Below are 22,335 nucleotides of genomic sequence, written 5' to 3' on the forward strand. Positions count from 1 at the left end.
TTTTTTTAACCACGAATAACCCGCTAATCAAGTAAAAATCAACTAAACGAGCTAATAAACACCACTAACATCAGCAGCCAAAAACCACTAAGTATTTGCCAAAACAATAACTTAGACTTATCAACCTCACCTTTAACCTCTTGCCAAACAAAACTCGGATTTGGCTGAACTAAATCAGCAATAAACGCATCGGTTGTATAATAGCGTTCATCTAAGGTTAAACTCACTGATTTCTCTAATGCTTTATCAAACCATTTAGGAATACGCGGATTGATATCGGTTGCTCTGATGTAAGTTAAACGGTCAATGTCAGCTTGATTTTTACAATGTAAATAATCCTCACCATAAGGGAATGAACGGGTAAATAACTGATAAGTAATCACACCTAAAGCATAAACATCACGCTGAATACCGGAGTTTTTTCCTAATAACATTTGCGGATCAATATAGTTATATAGCTGCTTATCTCTATCTTCATCGAGGCCATACATACCCGCAACACCTGAAATATAAACCGCGCCAAAACCCACAATTTTTATATTAAGATCATCGTCAATAATGACATTACCTGGCTTTAAATCATGATGTAAGGTTTCTTTCTCATGTAAGGCTTGTAATGCAGCTGCAATTTGTTTAACAATTTTAATCGACTTTTTAGGCGATGGTACTGGGTTATCAATCATCCATTGGTCTAATCGTAAACCCGGCAAATATTCCATCAAATAATATAAATAATTACGATGTCGAGATTGAGTAGGAATAGCCACTATATTGGGATTTTTAATTCGACTTGCCGCCCATTCTTCCTGAATAAAACGGTCGATATAATGTTTATCTTGAGCGCATTCTTCACTTGCAGCTTTTAATACCCATATTTGCTGGCTAATAGTATCGAGTACTTTATAAACATGAGTTCGGCGAGAGTGAAACAATACCTCCAACACTTGGTAATCATCAAGTACATCGCCCACCTCTAATAATGGCGGTAATGGCAAATCGTTCAGCTGGCTATTTAAGTCGGCGTCATCCTGCTCAGGTAAACATTCAATTTCTATGATCTGGCAACTAATATTATCGTCACTACCGACCGATAATGCTTGCTCAATTAATTGCTGGGCCGCATCAACTTGCCCATTTTCAGCGAATGCTTGAATATCTTGATCGGTAATAAAGTCATGAATACCATCACTCGACAAAACAAAGCGATCTCCTTCTTGCAAGGTCAGTTGGCAATAATCAATATGTAAACTGCTATCCATACCCAATGCTCGGGCCAATGTTGGATCTTTACCTAAAATAGCAACGTGATCTGTAGTGATTTGTTGCATTTTACCGTCACGAATATGATAAATACGACTGTCACCAACATGAAAGAAATGGGCAATATTCGACCTAAGTACTAAAGCACTAAAGGTACATAAAAAACCTTTGAGATCACTAGTAAACTGGTGGCTTTTTTTATACAAGTTTAAATTGATCGTGGTCAGCAGTTTTTGCCCGGCTTGACTGACCGACCAACTTTCAGGCGTTTGATAATACTCTTCAACAAACTGTTGTACCGCGGTATGACTAGCTTCTTTGCCCGCTTCAGCGCTTGAAACACCGTCCGCGAGGGCAAAGGCTATGCCCTTAGAGGCTAACTCAAAACTTTGCTCAGGCAGATAATGATTAATGGCATCTTCATTGATCTCTTTAATCCCTGCGGTAGTTGCCACACTGACTTTAACTTTTAACTGCTTCAAAAAAACCTTCAAACCTATCGCTCGCGATTAATGCGCGTAATATAACGCAAACTAGCGCTATCATAAACTAATGATAATTTAGTAGAATGCAATAATATTCGTTAATTCATTAACATTCATACTAGCCAAGTATTCAGGAACCTTATGACCTCCCAGCAAAGTCTTGCTCGCAACGCATTATCAATAGCAACACTAGCTTTCTCAGTAAATTTTGCCATTTGGACTTTATACGCAGTTATGGGCATAGAAATTCGCCAGCAACTAAACTTATCAGCAACCGACTTTGGTTTATTATTAGCCGCTCCAATGTTAACGGGCGCCCTCTTACGCTTTCCTGCCGGCTATTTAGTGGAAAAATTTAACGCTAAAAGTGTGTTTATCTGGCAAATGTTGTTATTAATTCCCCCCTTATTGTTACTTTGTTATGCAGAAAGTTATCTCGACTATGTCCTGATTGGCTTATTCTTAGGTATTTCTGGCACCTCATTTACCATCGGCATTCAATATGTCTCTACTTGGTATACTAAAACACACCAAGGTACCGCCATGGGCATTTTTGGAGCTGGTAATGTTGGCGCCGCCTTTACCTTATTAGTTACACCACTGATCATTGAACACTTTAGTTGGCAAGCAATAGGACCAATTTTTGCCTTATTGATCTTAATAACTTGCGCTCTATTTGCTTTATTGGCACCCAAGCGTAATCAAGCTCAACCGCATAAATCGACCCCGTTTAAGGCTTTAATTAGTGATTTTAGAGTATGGCGCTTTTCACTTTATTACTACTTTGTTTTTGGTAGTTTTTTAGCACTCATTTTATGGTTACCACAATATTATATGAGTGCGTATCAACTCACACCAACAGAGGCAATGAGTCACACACTAATTTTTGTGTTTATTTCTAGTTCTGTCCGTGCCTTGGGTGGTTTAATTTCCGATAAATATGCCGCCACACAAGTCAATTGGGGAGTGTTTTGGGTATGTCTGGTTTGTTTGTTCTTTTTGAGTTATCCACCTACCACCATGACAATTCACGGCATTAAAGGCGATGTAAATGTCAGTATTGGCATTAATGTTTGGCTATTTACCGCGTTATTAATTGTTATCGGTATTGCCCAAGGAATCGGACGAGCCAGTGTTTTTAAAGTTATCCATGGTTATTACCCTAATCAAATGGGCAGTGTTGGCGGTTTTGTTGCCGCGATCGGTGCTTTAGGCGGTTTTACTTTACCGGTACTTTTTGGTTTTGCTGAAGAGGTGATTGGTGTGCATAGCGCAAGCTTTATGCTGCTGTATAGTATTTTGGCCTTGTGTATGGTGTTATTACATCTAGCGTTAAAATCAGAAAAACACCAACAACGTTTAGCCGCAGCTTTAGCTGATGACTTTTTAGAGCAAGATTAATACCGACAAGGATGTAGGCAGGCATTACCATATGTAAAAACCTTGTCATTAAATTGCAAACAACCTTTGAGAGTATTGCTGTTATATGCGAAAAAAATTTCAGCGTGAAGCGCACAACACCTATCCATTAGAAGAGTTACTGGCAATACAAGCGCCAGCAGCACCTGATGACTTCGATGATTTTTGGCAATCAGCTTATTCATCAATACTCAAACACAATGTTCAGGTGCAAGTACAAGACAGTCATCAAATTGTTAAAAATTGGCGTGTACTTAATGTGCGTTATAACTCAACCAACAATATCACCATTGCCGGTTGGTTATTAGTACCTATTAATCAAGCCCCTACGCGGGCGTTTATTGTTGGCCATGGATATGCTGGCCGAGGTGCTCCTGATTTTGACTTACCTTTTACCGATGCAGCACTTTTTTTTCCTTGTTGTCGTGGTTTAGGTATCAGTCACAATCCTCCCATTTCGTCCGAGCCGCATTGGCATGTTTTACATGATATTGATAAACCCAAACAATACATCATCAGGGGCTGTGTTGAAGATATATGGCTAGCAACCTCTAGCATGTTAAGCCTATTCCCTTATTTAGCCGGTAAACTCGGCTTTTTAGGCATTAGCTTTACTGGCGGTATCGGCGTATTAGCTATGGCTTATGAAACACGTATTAATCGTGCTCACTTTAACGTTCCTACTTTTGGTCATCATCGCTTAAGGTTACGAAAAAGTACTTGGGGTAGCGGACACGCAGTACAACAATTTTTCTGTCAACAGCCCAAAATGACCTTAAAAACCCTGCGCTATTATGATGCCGCAAACGCTGCTGAACGCATAAGCATGCCCGTACACTTTGCCTTAGCGTTAAAAGATCCTGTGGTTACACCGCCTGGGCAATTTGCCATTTATAATCATGTTCAAAGCAAAAAGCAGCTATTTGTTTTAGATGAAGGTCATAGCGATAAATACCCTCGTAAACATGAACAACACCAGCAATTGTTGCACGAATTAGAAGCCTTTTTTGCAATATAAAACTTCACAATAAGAACAAGGACGTTTAAGCATTGAATCGAGAATATCATAAATGGTGGAGCCCAAATCTTAATCGCGAGATGGAGCTATTAATTTTTGGTCATGGCGGCGCTAAAGTTTTAGTATTTCCGACACGCGGCGGGCGATTTTTTGAATATGAACACATGCGCATGGTCGAAAGGCTTAAAGACAAAATAAACCATGGCCAACTGCAATTATTTTGTGTTGATAGCATTGATACTGAAAGTTATTACTGTTTTTGGGCACACCCTGCTGGCCGTATTCAACGCCATTTATGTTACGAAGAATACATTCTACAAGAAGTATTACCCTTGATGGCCAAACGCAACCAACATCCTTGTACTATTAGTCATGGTTGTAGTTTAGGTGCTTTTCATGCCGCTAATATTGTTTTTAAACACCCTCATCTTTTTCAAAAATTGTGCGCCTTTAGTGGCCGATACGATTTAACCATGGCCGTAGAATGCTTCGATAATTTATTAGACGGTTTTTATAATGATGATGTTTATTTCAATACCCCAACGCACTACTTACCCAACCTAGATTGCCCACAAAAACTTGCCGACTTAAGAAACACCGATATTGTGTTGACCATAGGTAAACAAGATCCTTTTTTCGGGAATAACCTTCATTTAAGCCAAATTTTACATAGTAAAAACATTCCTCACCAGCTACACCACTGGGATGGCAGAGCACATCGTGGTTATTACTGGCGAAAAATGGTAACCATGTATTTATAAATTATTCCGCCAATACCCTTAACTCAATTGACTTAAATTGCGTTGGATGTGTTTCGGCTTGAATAGCAATGTAGCCTGATTTCATTGCTTTGCCTTGGTACAGTTTAATTAACTTTTCTGAATCATCACTCAATTGGGGGTGAGTATATTCAAAAACCAGCTCACCATTAACCGTATGTTTGATAACTTCATCGCCACGTACTTCTATTTCAATGGTCACCCACTGATCGCCATGAAAGGTTTTTGAGCTAGATTTAATACAATGTTCGGTCACTAATTTACCGGCAATCACCACATCGGAATCAGGCGTACAAATATTTGCCGTTTGGCGCTCACCAACACCAGTGCCACCTAATAATTGCACTTCAATACTGGTTGGAAAAGGCTGACTTAGTTCCATCGTTTCAACAGGTTGTGAATGGATCATAAAGCCATTATTACGAAATGCCCAACGCATTGATTTTTCTAATTCAAACTGAGGCTCTAAAAAACGATAAGTCGCTTTTAACACATAATGAGAATAAGGTGTTTGATAAAATAAATGACCAAATTCGCCAGCAAACTTTTCGTATTGATCATAATTTACCGATAATAAGCCGTCTTCTACCCGAAAGGTATTTTTATAATTAACACCTGCTTTATAGCCAACAAATTTCGGTGTCCAGCCTTGTAATGTTTTGCCATCAAATAAACTCAGCCATGCTTTTTCTGTATTTTCATGGGCTATGGTTGGTGCGCCTACCGCTAACATTATGATGCAAGCGAGTTTAGTTAATGTTTTCATTTTATAATTCCCTGACTATGTTTTAAGTTAAATATTATCTGTTTTTCTCCATGAAAAATGCAACCCAAATATAAACTTAAGATTGAAACGTTATATTAATCTTTCTAAATCTAGCCAAAAAACAAAACAAAAAGAAAAATAACAATATAAAAACAAAAACTTACAAAAACAAAAGAACAAGGCAAATCATTTAACAATATAGGTCAGCGCCGAATTCGTTGCATTAATAAACGAATGTCTACTAGTCATAAAATTAGTTTTGTGACTATTATTAACTGCACTTATAAAAAAGAAATACATCCGATGATGATAAATAAAATAAAACAGCTCCTGATTTGCTCCGCTTGCGTAAGTGGGTTTACTACTGCCGCTGAAACTAATCACACAGATCCTGCAACTAGGCTACCAAGCTTTACCGTTCCTGATGGTATGAAAGCAGAAGTTTGGGCTGATCAAAGCTTAACACTCAACCCTAGTTTTTTTTCTTTCGACTCTAAAGGGCGTTTGTTAATCAGCGAAATATATCGAATTTATCAAGGTGTAGAAGATATTCGTAAATTTTCAAAAGAAGTAACTGTTGCCGACATTTCCATTGAATCACTCGACGACCGTATACAAATGTATAAGGATTATGCCGAGCAATTACCCAAGTCATTATATTCAAAAGCGTCCGACAAAATACGTTTAGTAGAAGACAGCAACAATGATGGTAAAGCTGATAAATCAACTGTTTATGCTGACGGTTTTAATGACCTACTGGATGGTTTAGGTGCTGGCGTTATTGAGCGTGATGGAAAGGTGTATTATACCAATATGCCTAATCTTTGGTTGTTGGAAGACAATAACAATGACGGTGTATCAGACAAACGCACTTCTTTGCAGAAAGGCTTCGGTACCCGCATTAGCTTTATGGGACACGACATGCATGGCCTCGCTTGGGGGCCTGATGGCCGTTTATACTGGTCGATAGGTGATCGCGGCTATAACTTTGTCAGCAAAGAAGGCAATACTTTTTTTGGTCCTAATTTAGGTGCTATTTTTAGATCCGACCCTGATGGCGCGAATATTGAAGTTTTTTATCATGGCGTGCGTAACCCGCAAGAATTAGTTTTTGATGAATATGGTAACTTGTTTACTGCCGACAACGACGGTGATAAAGGAGACTATGAACGCCTTAATCATTTAATTGAAGGTGGCGATTCAGGCTGGCATGCGGGTCATCAGAGTATTATGAGTGCCATTAAAAAATTGGAATTGCGTTCATACAAATATACTGGCGATACCGAAATGCCGGTGACTTGGTTAGTCAACAAACTTTCTGAGCCGCGTAATGATAAACAACCTGCCTATTTATTACCTGGTATTGGTAAATTTTATTCTGGCCCTGCTGGTTTTACCTATAACCCGAGTAATTATTTAGGTGAACAGTGGCGTAATCATTTTTTCCTTGCCTTGTTTGGTGGCTCAGGTAGTCGCTCAAAAATCACCACTTTTAAAACTGAAAAAAATGGTGCGTCATTTTTAATGACACCAGCCCAAGTATTTATGGCGGGTATTAACGTAACGGATATTGACTTTGGCCCCGACGGCCGATTATATGCGTCTGAATTTAACTTTGGTGGTTGGAGCAACAATGATGAAGGTGCCATTTATACGGTAAAAAACACCGAATTACCGAATGATATTAAAGTAACGCATCAACAATATCATAGTTTGTTAACAGCAAATTATAGTGAAAAATCAATCGCTGAATTAAGTGAACTATTAGCCATTGATCATCAAACCATCAGGCAACGTGCACAGTTTGAATTAGCTAAACGCGGTGAAGCCGCTGTTACTGCTTTTGAACGTATTGCCCACAACCAAAATAAAGATGTTTTTTCTCGTATTCATAGTATTTGGGGCTTAAGCCAATTAGTCTTTAATCACACCATTGATAGTGAGCGATTAACCAGCCTAATGCCATTAGCGAACGATGCTAATGAACAAGTACGTATTCAAATAATGCGGGTATTAGGTGATCATGCTGCTAATTTTGCTGATACTACCTTTGTACAAGCCTTGGCTGACTCAAACAACCAAGTAGCTATGTATGCAGCTTTAGGCTTGGGGAAAATTAACGACGCAACAGCTGTACCGGCGATCATTAATAAAATAATTGAAATTAGTGATAAAGATCTATGGTTACGTCATGCCTTAACCATGGCACTAAAAGGTATTGATAAAAGACACTGGCTTAAGCATAAAAACCACCCTTCAAAAGACGTTCGCTTAGCCTTGGTGTTAACCTTAAGAATGTTACAAGATAGCGATATTGCTTATTTCTTAGCTGATCAAGAAAGAGACATTGTTCACGAAACAATTACGGCGATTGATGATAAAGCCTTACTAGCGGCGCGTGAACAAATGGCGCAGTTATTATCGGCAGCAATGCCAGCAGCTTCAGCCGAACAAGCTTATATTCATCACCGCATTATTAATGCTAATTTTAATCAAGGAAAATTAGCCAATGCTGAGCGACTGCTAACCTATGCTGCAACACCTAAATTAAATACCCGATTAGCATCAGAAGCACTTGCGGCAATTGAAGGTTGGCATGATATTAACCCTATCGATACCATCACTGGCTTACCTACAACCGCCAATCAAACTCGTGATGATATTAATGCGCTGGTAAATCAATACTTACCCAGTATTTTAGCAACTGTTCAAGGACAAGCGCTGGTACAAGCCATGCGTATTGCCGAACAAGTTAACTTTACCATGTCGGCTGAATTACTTACTAACATTGCAACACAAACCACCGCTAATGCAAGCATCCGTATACAAGCACTAAACTTACTTGCTGCTAATGATACAAAAGCGGCCTTCTCGCTTGCCGTTAAGTTATTAGATGACAACAACCCTAAAATCAATGCCGCGGCATTTACCAAGGTAATGCAACAAGATAAAACAACTGGCTTAAAAGTGGCTGTAAACTATTTGAAATCAAATTCAGTGGCTTTGAAAAAAATTGTTTTAGCGCAATTAGGAAAGGCTTCAACACCTGAAATTGACCAAATCATTATAGATAAGCTCAACGCATTATTATCAGGCACGAAAGAGCTTGAGCTAACACTTGAGTTACTTGAAATTGCCAAAAACAGCGATAATGCCGATGTTCAAAAGCTATATCAAAGTTACCAGAACAAGATCAAAACCGCCGATATTATCACCCAATTTGAAAGTGCCTTAGCTGGTGGTGATGTACAAACAGGAAAAGAGATATTTTATGGCGGTGGCGCCGCACAATGTATTCGCTGTCATATGGTTAATGGTTTAGGTTCAACCGTTGGTCCAGATCTTAGTAATATCGGTAAACATCGCTCAGCAACTTATTTATTACAAGCCCTCGTTGACCCAAGTGCCGCGATTGCGCCAGGTTTTGGTAATGTCTCGTTAACCATGAAAAATGGCGACGTGATTAGCGGTACCTACCAAGGAGAAACTGAAACCAGTATCACGCTTGGCAAAACAGCTGAAAAGCAAACTGTTTATAACAAGTCAGCCATTGCCAACATTCAACGTCCCGTTTCAGGTATGCCGCCCATGAACTATTTACTTAGCCAATCACAAATACGTGATTTAGTGGCATTTTTACAATCACTTAGGGTAGAAAAATCGAATTCTCATTAATTAAAAATCCATGTGCTTACATGAATAATAAGCACATTTTACTGTTAATCGCTCAGCTTTACTGAGTAGGTTTTCTAACTGAAGGCCAATAAAAGGAAAATGTAATGAAAAAAATATTCTCACTCTTGTTTATCATAGTGAATTTAACTTTGTTATCGGCATGTAATGATGCAACAGAAACGAATACTTCGACAACCACAAAGGTTACAGGTGAAAAAATGACAGTTCCACCCCTCAGTGTGCAACTTTGGTCGGTAAAAAACACATTAAAAAATGATTTTGAAGGGACTTTAAAAGCACTCGCTGATATGGGCTTTCAAGGGGTTGAATTTGCCGGAGATTATGGCAGTTATAGCGATGACCCTAAAGGCCTAAAAGCCTTTTTGAACTCAATTGGTTTACAAGCAAGTGGGGCTCATGTTGGTGTTGAGCAACTTCGTGGCGATAAACTCGATAAAACCTTAGCTTTTTTAAAAGACTTAGGCACTGATTTAGTTATTATCCCTTACGATAGTCGTGCTATGAGTGCCGATGGCATTGAAGAATTTGTTGTTGAAATGAATTTGTTAGCGGCCAACGTAAAAAAACAAAACATGACACTTGGCTATCACAACCATGATAAAGAATTTGACCCGTATCACGATGCTACTTTCTGGGATTATTTAGCCAAGAACACTCCTAAAGACATGTTATTACAACTTGATGTTGGTTGGGTAAATTATGCCGATAAAGATCCTATTGAGTATGTTAAACGCTATGAAGGTCGTACCTTGACCACCCATTACAAAATTAGAACGCATGAAGGTTCAAATGACAGCCCTATTCTTGGTGAAGACAATTACGACTGGGCAGCATTAATTAAAACCAATGTTGAGTTTGGTGGCACGCGTTGGTTAGTAATCGAACAAGAAGAGTACCCTGAAGGGTTAACACCAATGCAAGCTGTTGAAAAATCTAAAAAGGGATTAGAAAAGTTCATACAACAATTATAAGCCCAACAACCATTAAGTATTGAGCAATTAACTTATTGCTCAATACGCATACCATCTTTCACGCTTTCTGTTATAATTTCAATTCATTGCTTGCTTTTTTGTTGTTGATAAAAAGTTAAACAACATCTACGCTGTGTATATAATTCTTATTTAAAATTGTGTGATATTAGCGTGTTAAGAACCTTTATAGTTACCTTTTTCATTATAATCTCTAGCGCTGCATCTGCTGAAGATGTGCAGTGGAGTAGTTTTGGTACGCTTGGCATTACCTTATCTGACTCAGATAACTATGGTTATCGTACTGATATTAGTCACGAATATGGCGTATTTTCTGGCGATATTGATTTTCGCGCACTTTCTCTACTCGGTGGTCAAGTAGAAAAATCATTCAATGATGAATTTGATTTTGTCGGTCAAGTTGTTTTAAGAGAGTTAAATGATCCTGACATGCTCGATTATGTCAGCATGGCGTTTTTACGTTACAAACCCTCTGCTAAATGGTCAATAAAAGTGGGGCGATTAATGCCCGACTTATTTATGATCACCGAATATCGTAATATCAACCTTGCTTACACTTGGGCTAATGTTCCCAATGAAACCTATGGCATTGCCCCATTTAAATTTCTAGACGGGGCAGAAATAGTTTATACCCAACGTGTCTCTAATGGCACTTTAAATGTAAAAGTATTTGGCGGTGACAGTGAAGCCGTTGCCACGCCCTACAAATATACAGAAAAAGTAAAATTAAATAATTTATTTGGTTTTTCTTTAATTTACGATCAAAACGACTGGAACTTGCAAGCCCGATATACCACTGCAACTCTCGGTAACAATTCTTCTTCAAAAGCGCTTACCGAACAAATCAATTTAATACCTGATTTTTTATGGCCTAATAAAAGCAACATTAATGAACAGTTAGATATAGAAGGCGAAACGGCACAATACCTTTCATTGAGTGGACAAAAATATTGGCAAAATTGGCTTTTTAGCTTTGAGCTTGCGCGAATAACCTCAGAAAGTGCTTTAACCGCAGCTGTAGACAATGGTTATATTAGTGCCGCATATCAAGTCAAGGAACATACCTATTATGGTATTTTTGGAAAAACATCATCAGACTATTATCAATTTGATGAAGCCGGTGTAGACACTAGCCTATTCCCTGAATTAATTGCCGGCATTACCGAAACCATGAACTTTTACAGTTCGAATCAACAAACCATTTCGCTTGGTTGGCGCTGGGATATTAATCCAACCATTGCTTCAAAACTACAGTTTAACCTAACTGATATAGAAGAAGGAGGTGCTACCCTTTGGTTAAACCCTAAGAACAGCAAATCACCTGAATCTGTACCTAGTTTAATGTATACATTGAGTTTCGCCTTATGATTAAGCTAAAGTCAATATTAATCATACTTGTTAGTACCCTATTTTATAGCGGTATGGCGCTTAGTGCAGAGAAACTTGTTGTTGTTGTTAATGCTAACAATCCAGTAAATAGCTTAACTAAATCTGAAGTTATCGATATTTTCATGGGGAAATACCTTGCTTATCCGAACGGTGATTTAGCCAACCCAATAGAATTAAATGATGACAACCTATTAAAAGAAAGTTTTTATCAAAATTTAATTGGTCGCTCTGTTGCTAGTGTCAATGCCTATTGGGCGAGACTTAAGTTTACCGGTAGAAAACGCAAAGCCAGTGTATTAGATTCAGAAGATGACGTAATAGAGCAACTTGATGGTGCAAAGTTTGCTATCGGCTATATACGAGAATCAAAATTAACAAATAACTTAAAAGTGGTATATCGATTTAATGAATAAAAGTGGCTTAATTCTTAGGCTAGCCATTGTTGTTATTTTTGCTACGCTTGCCGTCGGCTTAATTATCTCGCAAGTGTTTTTTCGCATTGCTTACGTTAATGAAGTTGATAACGGCCAACGAAAAATAGAGCAACTTTATAAAACGGTATCATCTACTGCTTCCATTGCCAGTTATTTAGAAGACATTGAATTGGTTAATGAAGTAATTTCAGGTTTGATCAGTAACGACATTGTCAGCGGCGTGTCCATTTCTACCGAGCAACTTAAAACCGCATCCGACAATTATCAATATAATGATTCAACACAAACATTTGCCTTGTTTTCTCCCTTTGAAAAAGACCGCCAAGTAGGCAATCTTTTTATTACTCCTAATATTCAAGAAATTGAGAATCGCGCTAATAAAATTAGTTGGGATAACCAAATTTCAATTACTATTCAAGCCACAATTATTACTTTAGTGATCATTGTTGTTGCCTACATCATTGTTACTGAACCTATAATTTCCATTGCCAAACGTTTACATGAAGTAAAAATAGGTTCTGATGAACGAATATCATTACCTAATTTTCATAAAAAAAGTGAAATTGGCTTATTAGTTGGCGATATTAATTCATTGCTAGAGCGAACCACGCTGCAAATTTCAGAAGAACGTAAGCTACGCCAGCAAGTTGAAAAACTGTCAAAACACTTTAAATTATTATTCGAAAACGCTAATTCTCCTATCGTGTTATCAGAACCCAATGGCGATATTATTCTTTATAATCAAGCTTTCACTGATTTTTTAACTCGACTTAATATCCCGTTTAAACAAAATTTTGGTCCCTATTTACGCGAATTATTTGATAACCAACTTGCACTTGATCAATTAATTGAAACCGCCTTTAACAATAATGAAATTGCTTCAGGTGAATTTTTATTAGGCTATTTTGATCAAAACAAGCCAGTTTGGGTGCAAACTATCATTTCACCTACCGTTACGGAAGAGTACCGCGAATACTATCAAATCACCTTGCACGACATCTCATTAAGACGACAAGAACTTGAACAGTTAGATCATAAAGCTCATACCGATCAATTAACGCAACTACTAAACCGACGTGGGGCTGAACAACAAATAAGCCGCTTGATGCAGCAAAAAATTCCATTTGCATTACTGCTTTTAGATCTCAATAAATTTAAACCGATCAATGATATTTATGGTCATGATGCCGGAGATGAAATTCTTAATTATGTGTCAACCCAGTTAACCAAGTGCTTAAGAAGGCGCGATCTGTTATCTCGCTGGGGCGGCGATGAATTTGTTGTCGTATTGCCAAAACTTAATAAACAAGAAGTAACTAAGGTTTGTGACAAAATAGTTTCCTACATAGAAAAACCTTATTTCCTGAAAAAAAGCGAAGCTTCAATGTCTGTTGGCGCGAGCATAGGCGCAAGTTTTTACCCTGATGACGAGCTTACCCAAGAGTTAATTATTAAAGCCGCCGACAAAGCAATGTATCAAGCCAAAACAGCCGTAGAAAATAAAACCAACGTTACTTTTTATGACCAATTAACATAATTAAAGGTTTTGCTTTTTTAATGACACAAATAATGGAGTGCAAAGATACACATAGAGTTAAATTAACTCTCCTTTTAATATCAAGTGCTTTACTGCTATTTTTAATTGCAGAGCTTATTCTTACTCCCTTTAATTACATTGAAGTAGCTCTACTCACCTCACTTACCCTAATGTCCTTGCTATATTTTTGGATTAATGAAGATACCGTACAAGTTGTAAATGCGCTGATTATTTGGAGCTGTACCATTCTTATTTTTTATCTTTCTTGGCTCAATAACGGCATTTTTGACTCTGCCATCTATGCTTATCCTTGTGTTATTTTATTAGCTATGTTTATGGGTACTAAAATGCTGTTTATTCCACTAATTATCAGTATTTTTATCCAATTAATAGCATTAACAAGCGCACATGAGCTCAACTTAATTCATGCAGATTCAGCTAACTTTGCTAACCATAATCTTCGAACTATTCATTTATCGATTATTTGTCTATTTTTTTGCTTAATTACCTACTTTTTTATTAAGCGCTTTCAAGAAAGTGTAGAAGAACTCCAGCTAGAGAAAAGTGTTTGCTTAAATTTACTGGCGGAAAACCAACAGCTATTAAAATACGACCATTTAACAAAGCTTGCCAATGAACATATTTGTACTGAAGAAATGGATCAGTATTTAGGAAAGAATGCTGACGGTCATCATAATGTCTATTTTATGGTCTTAGATATTGTCAACTTACGCGATATCAATAATTCTTTTGGCCATAAAACCGGTGATCAACTGATCATAGAAATCGCTGAACGCTTAAATGTTATTTTGCAAAAAAATGAATATTTATACCGCTTTAGTGGTAACGAATTTGTCTTAACCAAAATTTCTATTGGCTCTAAAGATTTTGAAGTATTTAAAGAACGAGTACTACAGGCTATTATTGCCGAATTCACGGTTGATGAATACAGTATTGCTGTGCACTGTGCTATTGGTATTGCCATTTCTCCATTTGACGGTAACTCAATAGAAAGCTTAAGAGCAAATGCCCATTTAGCATTACAGTATGGAAAAACTGAACAAAAAAATAGCGCTCAATATTACAAACCTTCAATTAAAGCCTTGGTTGACAACAAGTATTTTTACATTACCGCATTAAAAAATGCGATTGCAAATAAACAATTTACGATTAATTACCAACCGAAAATAAACTTACACACCAATAAAATTATTGGTGTCGAAGCTTTAATACGTTGGCATCACCCCGATAAAGGCTGGGTGCCGCCCGATCAATTTATTCCAATAGCAGAAGAGTCCGGCTTAATTGTTGATATTACCAAACTATTAATTAAACAAGCCTGCCAAGACTGTATGACTTGGCAAAAACTAGGTTTTAACAACATTCGTGTTGCCATAAATTTGTCAGCGGTTGATTTTAAACGCGGCAATTTACCACAAATTATTTTCAATACGTTAAATCATACAGGTATGTCACCGCACCTACTTGAACTAGAGATTACAGAATCCACTATTTTTGATGATATAAAACACATTCAAGCGCAAATTAGAAAAATTCAACAAAAAGGCATCTCTTTCGCAATTGATGACTTTGGTACTGGTTATTCAAACTTAGGCTACTTAAATAAGTTTAACGTTTCGGTATTAAAAATTGATCGCTCTTTTATTAGCAAAATTGCTGATTTAGAACATGAACAACACATTGTTAATGCCATTATCATGATGAGTAAAAGTTTAGGTATTCAAAATGTCGCTGAAGGTATTGAAGATGCTGAAACAGCACAATGGCTTTGTGATGCTGGCTGTCATATTGGCCAAGGTTATTTATGGGCCAAACCATTACCGCTTGATGAATTTATTGAATACTTACAAAACGAAAATCAACATGAATAAGCCTTTTTAAAAAAGCTAATAAACATTATCATTTAACCTCGCCGTCAATCTCCTACATTCTTTTGGTTTTATCATGAGCTTAGAAAAAGTTACTACCATTTATCAACGTGCCGCTGAACGTAAAGGCGGTACTGCCGCACTCAACCTATTACTTGGCGATGACGATTCTCATCCATTTTTAGCTGAATTAGGTGACGACCGCATTTTATCTGCATTTACAAAAAAAGTATTTCAATCCGGTTTTGTCTGGCGCGTTGTTGAAAATAAATGGCCTAGTTTTGAAGAAAGCTTTTTCCGTTTTGATATAGAAAAAATATTAATGATGCCAGAAGAAATGTTAGAAAAAAAAGCCGCTGATCCCAAAATCATACGCAATTTCAATAAAGTAAAAACCATTAAAGCTAATGCCCAAATGATATTTGAAGAACAACAAAACGGTCATAGCTTTGCCGAATTTATTGCCCAGTGGCCAAGCAACAACATTATTGGTTTATGGGCGTACTTAAAAAAACATGGCGCGCGTTTAGGCGGTAATACCGGCCCATATGCCTTAAGAGCCTTAGGTAAAGATACCTTTTTATTAAGCCGAGATGTTGAAGCCTATTTTAGATCACACGATCACATTAGTGGCGGTATTCAAACTAAAAGCAGCTTAGCTACCATTCAACAATGTTTTAATGAGTGGCAACAACAATGTGACCTCAATTTAAGCCAGCTCAGCCGTTTAATTGCCTACGCCACTGGTGACAATCATATTCAAGTTGAGAGTGCATAATGGCTGAATCTAAACTGGGTAACGCGAATAACGAAGCTCAGAGCAATATCGCGATAGCTTATGTTGACTCTGTTGATATTGAGTTAGCTAAACGTTTAGCAAACAAGTGGCACTTCAACTACATAGGTAACGCAACATCTGTGCATAAGCATGCTCACCTCGCCTTTCTTTTACAAGTTAACCATCAATGCCTAGAGCTGATCAAATGTGACGAGCCTAAATTAGGGGCGATTAAGGTTGATTTTGTTGAAGGCGCGGTTGCTCATCGTCGTAAATTTGGTGGCGGTCGTGGCCAAGACATTGCCAAAGCGATAGGCTTAAAACATGGTTTCACCCCGAAAGTATTAGATGCTACCGCTGGTTTAGGCCGTGATGCTTTTGTACTGGCGTCACTAGGCTGCCAAGTTACTATGTTAGAACGTATGCCTGTTGTTGCAGCCATGTTAGCTGACGGTTTAGCGCGTGCAGAATTAAGCACTGAAGTGGCTGAAATTACCCAATTAATGTCATTGGTACATGCTTCTTCTATTGAAGCAATATCAGAACAACAGCAGCCTGATGTTATTTATCTTGACCCTATGTATCCACATAAAGGCAAATCAGCATTAGTAAAAAAAGAAATGCGCGTATTTCAAACCTTAGTGGGTGAAGATAACGATGCCGACGCTTTATTAGCACCTGCTTTAGCCGCCGCAAAATACCGTGTGGTAGTTAAACGCCCAAGCTATGCCGAACCACTTGCAGGTAAAAAGCCGTCAATGAGCATTAATATGAAAAAAAACAGATTCGATGTTTATGTCAATCAAGCCATACCAAAAGACTAAAAGACTAAAAATAAATGAAAGAACCTTTAAAAAGCGTGTCCGAAGTTATCGCTCAAGCCAACGATAAATTTTATGAAGTAAATAACAACATAGATACCTTAGTTGGCATTATTGACAAAGCACTACGCAAGCAAGGAATGAATGCCGATGCGGTAACTATTGATTGCCCTGCGCTCGATAAAAAATTGGTATTTTTATTACATGACTCTAAAGCTGACAGTGTTGATATTGCACAAGGTAATAAAGCAGGTGACATATTTTCATCTGCAAGCGAACCGTTAGCTGAGTTAACGGTTAACAAGGTAGTAGCCATAATGAACAGCTACTTTAAGCCTTTGTAATTTCGGCTACTTTCATCAGCATAAGTAATACAAAATAACAGCTTCATAATTCCGTCACAATACTGTAACAATATTGCAATAATTCTTTGTGAGAATTAACGTGCGAACTTCTATTATGAGGATTAACCCTGTGCGCGTTTCTAGTTTTTCACGAATTTCTGTTGTTGCAATAAGTACTTTTGCAGTGATTTTTGTTGCCACTATGTATCATGTTGTCACCACCTTAGCTGACAGCAGAGCACAGCAAGATCAATATCAAAATTTAAAATCGTTAGCTACGGTAAAACTTTATCGTACCGTTGCCAGCTATTTACAAACCGGTGATGCAAGCTTATTAACTCAAGCTGACACGCAATTATCAGAAATACAGACCAGTGCCAAAAAATTAAAATTACCGGCGTTTGAACAGCAGCTTCTCAGTTATACCGATGATTTAAAAAACAACTTAGCAACCAAGTTTCGTGCACTTGGCAAGTTAAGTGGCGACCCTTACGCTTTACTACGTAATAGCGAACAAGGCATGGTGTCGTTAAACAACAGCTTAGCGAACTATGCGCTAAAAAGTAACGCTTTATCTCAACAACAAGTATTGGCTTATTTAACTATTAATACCGATATTGCTTCAACGTTGCATCGTTTGGTTAACGCTCGCGAAAAGCTTTTCATGGCTGATAACACAAACACAGATACCATTAAAATTGTCATTAAAAACCTGAATAAAGAAATACAATCAATAAACCAATTTCCAGCATTAGCGATATTTCCAGAAACTGAAGATGATGACGATTTATTGTTTGATGAAGAAGAGGCTGAAGATGTCAGCCTTGATGTTTTCAATGAATTACAATCGCTTGCCAGTCGTTATTCGAACGAATTACAGAACACTTTAGATTTATTTAATCAACGCCAAGCGGGCTTAACCTTGTTACGTCAAGCGGTTAATACTTTAGAAGATATTATTCTCACGGCCGAGCAAACCATCAGTGATGATCAACAAGCAATTAATGGCACATTAGCGACCATAGTCATGGGATTGTTACTCTTTTTGGTGCTCTTTTTAGCAACAAATTATTGGTTAATGCGTACAGTAGTTTTAAACCCATTACGTAAATTACGTGATAGTTTTGTTCAACTCGTTACCCAAGGGCGGGTTGATAATATTACTGGTATCCCAGAAAAAACTGAACTAGGCCAAATAGCCAGTAGTTTTAATAAAATGGTTAGCCAACTCGCAGAAGAAAGTGAGCAAAAAGCCAAACAATTAAACTTGGTATCACACGCAATGCAAACCATGGAAAGCCAAGCACAACATATTCTTAATTCGTCGTCGAGTACATCAGAGCATTTATTAGCCGTTGATGAAATTATGCAAGCCTTGGCACAAGTAACCGATACCGTGAATACCTTGTCACAACAAGTGGTAGAGAATGCCGAGGCAACACAAGGCGCAATGACCAACAGCCAAGGACAAGTTTCAGAAGTATTGATTGCCAGTGAAGCAACAAACAACGCCGCGCAATCAGGAAAAGAAGCGATAGTGTCATTAACTCAATCAGTTGACAGTGTTGGCCTTATTGTTGATGTGATCAGCTCGATTGCCGACCAAACCAACTTATTAGCGCTTAATGCCGCTATTGAAGCAGCTCGTGCTGGTGAGCATGGCCGAGGGTTTTCCGTAGTAGCTGATGAAGTACGTCAGCTAGCCGGTAAAACGCAAGAATCGTTAAAACAAGTCAGTGAACGTTTAGCACAATTGAACCAAGCAAGTGCTGCACTAGAGCAAAATATTTTTGGTATTGAAAGCGCTTCAAGCCAACAAAAATCAATTGCTGAACTATTAAAAATCAATGCTGAAAGTGTCGTTGAGCAAGCATTAACCTCAGCACGAGTAGCGCAAGATTCTTTAGAACAAATTAACCAGCAACGTTTACATTTTGCTGATTTTGAAAATGCCATGAGCAGTGTTAATCAAGAAGTAAATAACTCGCGCGAACTGGCGGAAAACATTTCTCAAGATGTTGCCGCTCAAGTATTAGACATTAATCAAACACTAAAAACTTCGTTACAATAAAGCAACTGATACCAATCCGTATAAGAAAGTGCTCACTTAGAACGGTATGGGCGGCATTAGAACAAACAAAATTTGTGAAGATATAGTTATTCTACATCAAATAAATTTTGTGCAGTTATCATGGTGTCCATACGTTCCCAAAGTGCGAGTTTAAAGGCTTATATGCAGCGTTATTGATTTTGACAAGGTTTCCACATGGATGTGGGACATTAGGGTAACGCAGGAGCAGTTACCGAGAATAACCATTCTCTTCAATCCATGCCTTGCCTCTAAGCCTTTAAATTCTCGCTAAGTAAGCACTTCTTTATACGGAATGGTATGAATGAGCTGCAATAGCCCAACAAATCATCTACACTTAGCAAAGGTCAATTAGTGGAGGCCGCATTATGGCTAAATCACTATGTAAGTGGAAAAAAAAGGACATTGAAAAACATGTTCACGAATTAATGCAGATTGTTGAAAAGCCGCGCTATTTCTGTAAAGAATGTGCGCGAGCAGCGCATAATAAAGGCTTTTTATGTAAACCAACAAACTTAAATTAACACGCATTTTTAATCTTAATATTTTTCAGGAATTAACATGATCCAAGTAAACCAGCCAATGCCAGAAGGCGAATTACAAGAACGCAAAAATGGAGAAACAACTACGTACAATACACTCACTCTTTTTTCAGATAAAAAAGTAGTTTTATTTGCCGTACCTGGTGCATTCACCCCAACGTGTTCAGAATCACACTTACCTGGTTTTGTTGTTAAAGCCGATGAATTTAAAGCGAAAGGTGTTGACCAAATTATTTGTTTATCGGTTAACGATGCTTTTGTTATGTCAGCATGGGGCGAAGCGCAAAATGCCGAAAATATTACCATGTTAGCGGATGGTGATGGCAGCTATACCCAAAAATTAGGTTTAGAAATGGCAACCGGCGCTTTTGGTGGGTTACGCTCACAACGTTATGCCATGATCATTGATGATGGTGTAGTAACCGGCTTATTTGTTGAAAAACCAAAAGAGTTTACCGCCAGTACAGCTGAAAATGTGTTAGCAAACTTATAGTTAGCTAGCGTTCGAGGTAAATATTATCTCGAACGCTAAATAATGAATACAATCACAAACATTAGTTGTAAAAGAAATGAAAACCATTATCATTATAACTAACTGTTTTTATTGGTATTTTTCTTTAATCAACACTTGTTAGTTTGGCCAGAAACAGGCACAATTCACATTGTTTAATTAATTCCAACGCCAACGAGAGAGTCTCATGTTAAAAGCAGCCATGGTTGAAAAACTCAACACCCAAATTAATTTAGAATTTTATTCATCTAATTTATACCTACAAATGAGTGCATGGTGTGAAGAAAAAGGCTTTGAAGGCGCCGCGGCATTCATGCGTAAACATGCCGCTGAAGAAATGGATCATATGACCCGTTTATTCACTTATGTTAGTGAAACTGGTGCCTTACCTATTTTAGGTGCTATTGATGCACCACCACATGATTTTGCCTCGCTTGCTGACGTATTTGAAAAAACCTATGAGCACGAATGTTTAATTACTGAGCGTATTAATGCCTTAGCACACGAAGCCTTCAGTAACCAAGATTATTCAACGTTTAATTTCTTACAGTGGTATGTAGCTGAGCAACACGAAGAAGAAACATTATTCAAAAGTGTATTAGACAAAATTAGCTTGGTTGGCCACGATGGTCACGCACTATTTTTTGTTGATAAAGACTTAGCTGAAATGGCTAAATCAGGCACTAGCGGTAGTATTATGACAAGTAATTAATTTTACACGGTTATACGCTACTTATTTAAAGGCTTCTTCATGAAGCCTTTTTTATAGTAAAAATTCACTCTAAATTAAATCGCCGTTGTTGCCGGTACAAACACATAACCATTGCCACGTACGGTTTTTATATAACTGCCATCGGCTAATAACTGGCGGTCTGACAAAGCCGCAAGCTTTTTCCTAATATTAGAAATATGCATATTGACACTTTTGCTGCAATACAAAATGCTGCGATTAAAAATGTTTTCCGCAATAGCGTCACGTGATACCACACAACCTGAGTTCGACATTAATAACTGTAGTAACTCAAACTCAATACCTGTGATTGTGACCTGCTCACCATTAAAGGTTAATGCTCGGGTAACCAAACATAACGATAATTCTGACACAGTTAATACTTGTTTTTCCGTACTACCTTGTTCATAAAGCTTACGCCGAAAAAACACTTCAATTCGCGCCAGCAATTCATGGTTAAAACGCCGTTGGGTTAAACAATTATCTGCGCCTGCTTTAAGTAATGTGATTAAGGTGTTTTCCGGTAATTTATCGGTACATAACCATAAAACACAGGTACTTTTGTTGCGTATATGATGTACCACTTCAAGTAAATAACTCGCTGGCTTTGTTAAATTCACTAACACTAAATCAAAATGACGAGTGCTTAGTTTTTGCGTTAGTTCGCTCATGGAATAACAAAAAGTCAGTTGATAATCCTTATCCGTGAAATACCGAGCAACCTGCCCTTGCTCTCGATTTTGTTCAATAAAAATTAAAATACGCTTATTCATCAGATCACATCACTTATCACACAACAAAAGTAAAATGTAGAGCTAACACTGTGTTGTTACCAAACTCGTAAAGCTAGACAACACAG

Annotated in this window: 19 protein-coding genes; 16 read left to right on the forward strand and 3 right to left on the reverse strand. The window is 37.8% G+C overall.

What is annotated here, in order from left to right:
• Positions 1-38: 38 nt before the first annotated feature.
• A complete protein-coding gene (locus tag ACSLUO_RS08390; RefSeq protein WP_448247878.1) occupies positions 39-1,742 on the reverse strand; it encodes a bifunctional protein-serine/threonine kinase/phosphatase in 1,704 nt (567 codons plus the stop codon).
• 144 nt (positions 1,743-1,886) lie between these two features.
• Between ACSLUO_RS08390 and ACSLUO_RS08395 the strand changes: the two genes are divergently transcribed.
• The 3 genes from ACSLUO_RS08395 (at position 1,887) to ACSLUO_RS08405 (ending at position 4,943) form a co-directional block, all read left to right on the forward strand.
• The gene (locus ACSLUO_RS08395) at positions 1,887-3,146 is read left to right on the forward strand and encodes a nitrate/nitrite transporter (protein ID WP_448247880.1); all 1,260 of its coding nucleotides are present in this window, start codon (positions 1,887-1,889) and stop codon (positions 3,144-3,146) included.
• 85 nt (positions 3,147-3,231) lie between these two features.
• A complete protein-coding gene (locus ACSLUO_RS08400) occupies positions 3,232-4,182 on the forward strand; it encodes an acetylxylan esterase (RefSeq protein ID WP_448247882.1) in 951 nt (316 codons plus the stop codon).
• 32 nt (positions 4,183-4,214) lie between these two features.
• Positions 4,215-4,943 (forward strand): esterase family protein, encoded by a 729-nt coding sequence (locus tag ACSLUO_RS08405; protein ID WP_448247883.1) that lies wholly within the window; start codon positions 4,215-4,217, stop codon positions 4,941-4,943.
• Position 4,944: 1 nt separating this feature from the next.
• Here the strand turns inward: ACSLUO_RS08405 and ACSLUO_RS08410 are convergent, their stop codons facing one another.
• Positions 4,945-5,727, reverse strand: a complete 783-nt coding sequence (locus ACSLUO_RS08410; RefSeq protein ID WP_448247884.1) for a 3-keto-disaccharide hydrolase — start codon at positions 5,725-5,727, stop codon at positions 4,945-4,947.
• 303 nt (positions 5,728-6,030) lie between these two features.
• On the opposite strand from ACSLUO_RS08410, the gene ACSLUO_RS08415 reads away from it, so the two are divergent.
• The 13 genes from ACSLUO_RS08415 (at position 6,031) to ftnA (ending at position 21,458) form a co-directional block, all read left to right on the forward strand.
• A complete protein-coding gene (locus tag ACSLUO_RS08415; protein WP_448247885.1) occupies positions 6,031-9,402 on the forward strand; it encodes a DUF7133 domain-containing protein in 3,372 nt (1,123 codons plus the stop codon).
• A 104-nt stretch (positions 9,403-9,506) separates the two neighbouring features.
• The gene (locus tag ACSLUO_RS08420) at positions 9,507-10,394 is read left to right on the forward strand and encodes a sugar phosphate isomerase/epimerase family protein (protein WP_448247886.1); all 888 of its coding nucleotides are present in this window, start codon (positions 9,507-9,509) and stop codon (positions 10,392-10,394) included.
• 234 nt (positions 10,395-10,628) lie between these two features.
• Positions 10,629-11,780 carry a hypothetical protein gene (locus tag ACSLUO_RS08425; RefSeq protein WP_448247888.1) on the forward strand — a complete coding sequence of 384 codons (1,152 nt, stop codon included), beginning with the start codon at positions 10,629-10,631 and terminating at the stop codon, positions 11,778-11,780.
• Positions 11,777-12,214 carry a hypothetical protein gene (locus ACSLUO_RS08430; RefSeq protein ID WP_448247890.1) on the forward strand — a complete coding sequence of 146 codons (438 nt, stop codon included), beginning with the start codon at positions 11,777-11,779 and terminating at the stop codon, positions 12,212-12,214. Before ACSLUO_RS08425 ends, ACSLUO_RS08430 begins: the two co-directional genes overlap by 4 nt.
• Entirely contained in the window at positions 12,207-13,772 is a 1,566-nt protein-coding gene (locus tag ACSLUO_RS08435) for a GGDEF domain-containing protein (RefSeq protein ID WP_448247892.1), read from the forward strand. Before ACSLUO_RS08430 ends, ACSLUO_RS08435 begins: the two co-directional genes overlap by 8 nt.
• A gap of 20 nt (positions 13,773-13,792) precedes the next feature.
• The gene (locus ACSLUO_RS08440; protein ID WP_448247894.1) at positions 13,793-15,664 is read left to right on the forward strand and encodes a putative bifunctional diguanylate cyclase/phosphodiesterase; all 1,872 of its coding nucleotides are present in this window, start codon (positions 13,793-13,795) and stop codon (positions 15,662-15,664) included.
• A gap of 73 nt (positions 15,665-15,737) precedes the next feature.
• Complete coding sequence (locus ACSLUO_RS08445; protein ID WP_448247896.1) at positions 15,738-16,439, forward strand: DNA-3-methyladenine glycosylase I; 702 nt, start codon at positions 15,738-15,740, stop codon at positions 16,437-16,439.
• Positions 16,439-17,263 (forward strand): class I SAM-dependent methyltransferase, encoded by an 825-nt coding sequence (locus ACSLUO_RS08450; RefSeq protein ID WP_448247898.1) that lies wholly within the window; start codon positions 16,439-16,441, stop codon positions 17,261-17,263. The genes ACSLUO_RS08445 and ACSLUO_RS08450 overlap by 1 nt, the downstream gene beginning before the upstream one ends.
• Before the next feature lie 14 nt (positions 17,264-17,277).
• Positions 17,278-17,604: a hypothetical protein gene (locus ACSLUO_RS08455; protein ID WP_448247899.1), complete on the forward strand. Its 327-nt coding sequence runs from the start codon at positions 17,278-17,280 to the stop codon at positions 17,602-17,604.
• 130 nt (positions 17,605-17,734) lie between these two features.
• Entirely contained in the window at positions 17,735-19,675 is a 1,941-nt protein-coding gene (locus tag ACSLUO_RS08460; protein WP_448247900.1) for a methyl-accepting chemotaxis protein, read from the forward strand.
• Positions 19,676-20,061: 386 nt separating this feature from the next.
• A complete protein-coding gene (locus tag ACSLUO_RS08465) occupies positions 20,062-20,217 on the forward strand; it encodes a hypothetical protein (protein ID WP_448247902.1) in 156 nt (51 codons plus the stop codon).
• A 37-nt stretch (positions 20,218-20,254) separates the two neighbouring features.
• Positions 20,255-20,728 carry a peroxiredoxin gene (locus tag ACSLUO_RS08470; RefSeq protein WP_448247904.1) on the forward strand — a complete coding sequence of 158 codons (474 nt, stop codon included), beginning with the start codon at positions 20,255-20,257 and terminating at the stop codon, positions 20,726-20,728.
• Positions 20,729-20,933: 205 nt separating this feature from the next.
• Positions 20,934-21,458 carry a non-heme ferritin gene (ftnA, locus tag ACSLUO_RS08475; protein ID WP_448247906.1) on the forward strand — a complete coding sequence of 175 codons (525 nt, stop codon included), beginning with the start codon at positions 20,934-20,936 and terminating at the stop codon, positions 21,456-21,458.
• Positions 21,459-21,532: 74 nt separating this feature from the next.
• Here ftnA and ACSLUO_RS08480 read toward each other — a convergent pair whose 3' ends face one another.
• Positions 21,533-22,249: a response regulator transcription factor gene (locus ACSLUO_RS08480; RefSeq protein WP_448247908.1), complete on the reverse strand. Its 717-nt coding sequence runs from the start codon at positions 22,247-22,249 to the stop codon at positions 21,533-21,535.
• Positions 22,250-22,335 lie beyond the last annotated feature (86 nt).

The sequence above is a fragment of the Thalassotalea agariperforans genome (assembly GCF_053470345.1).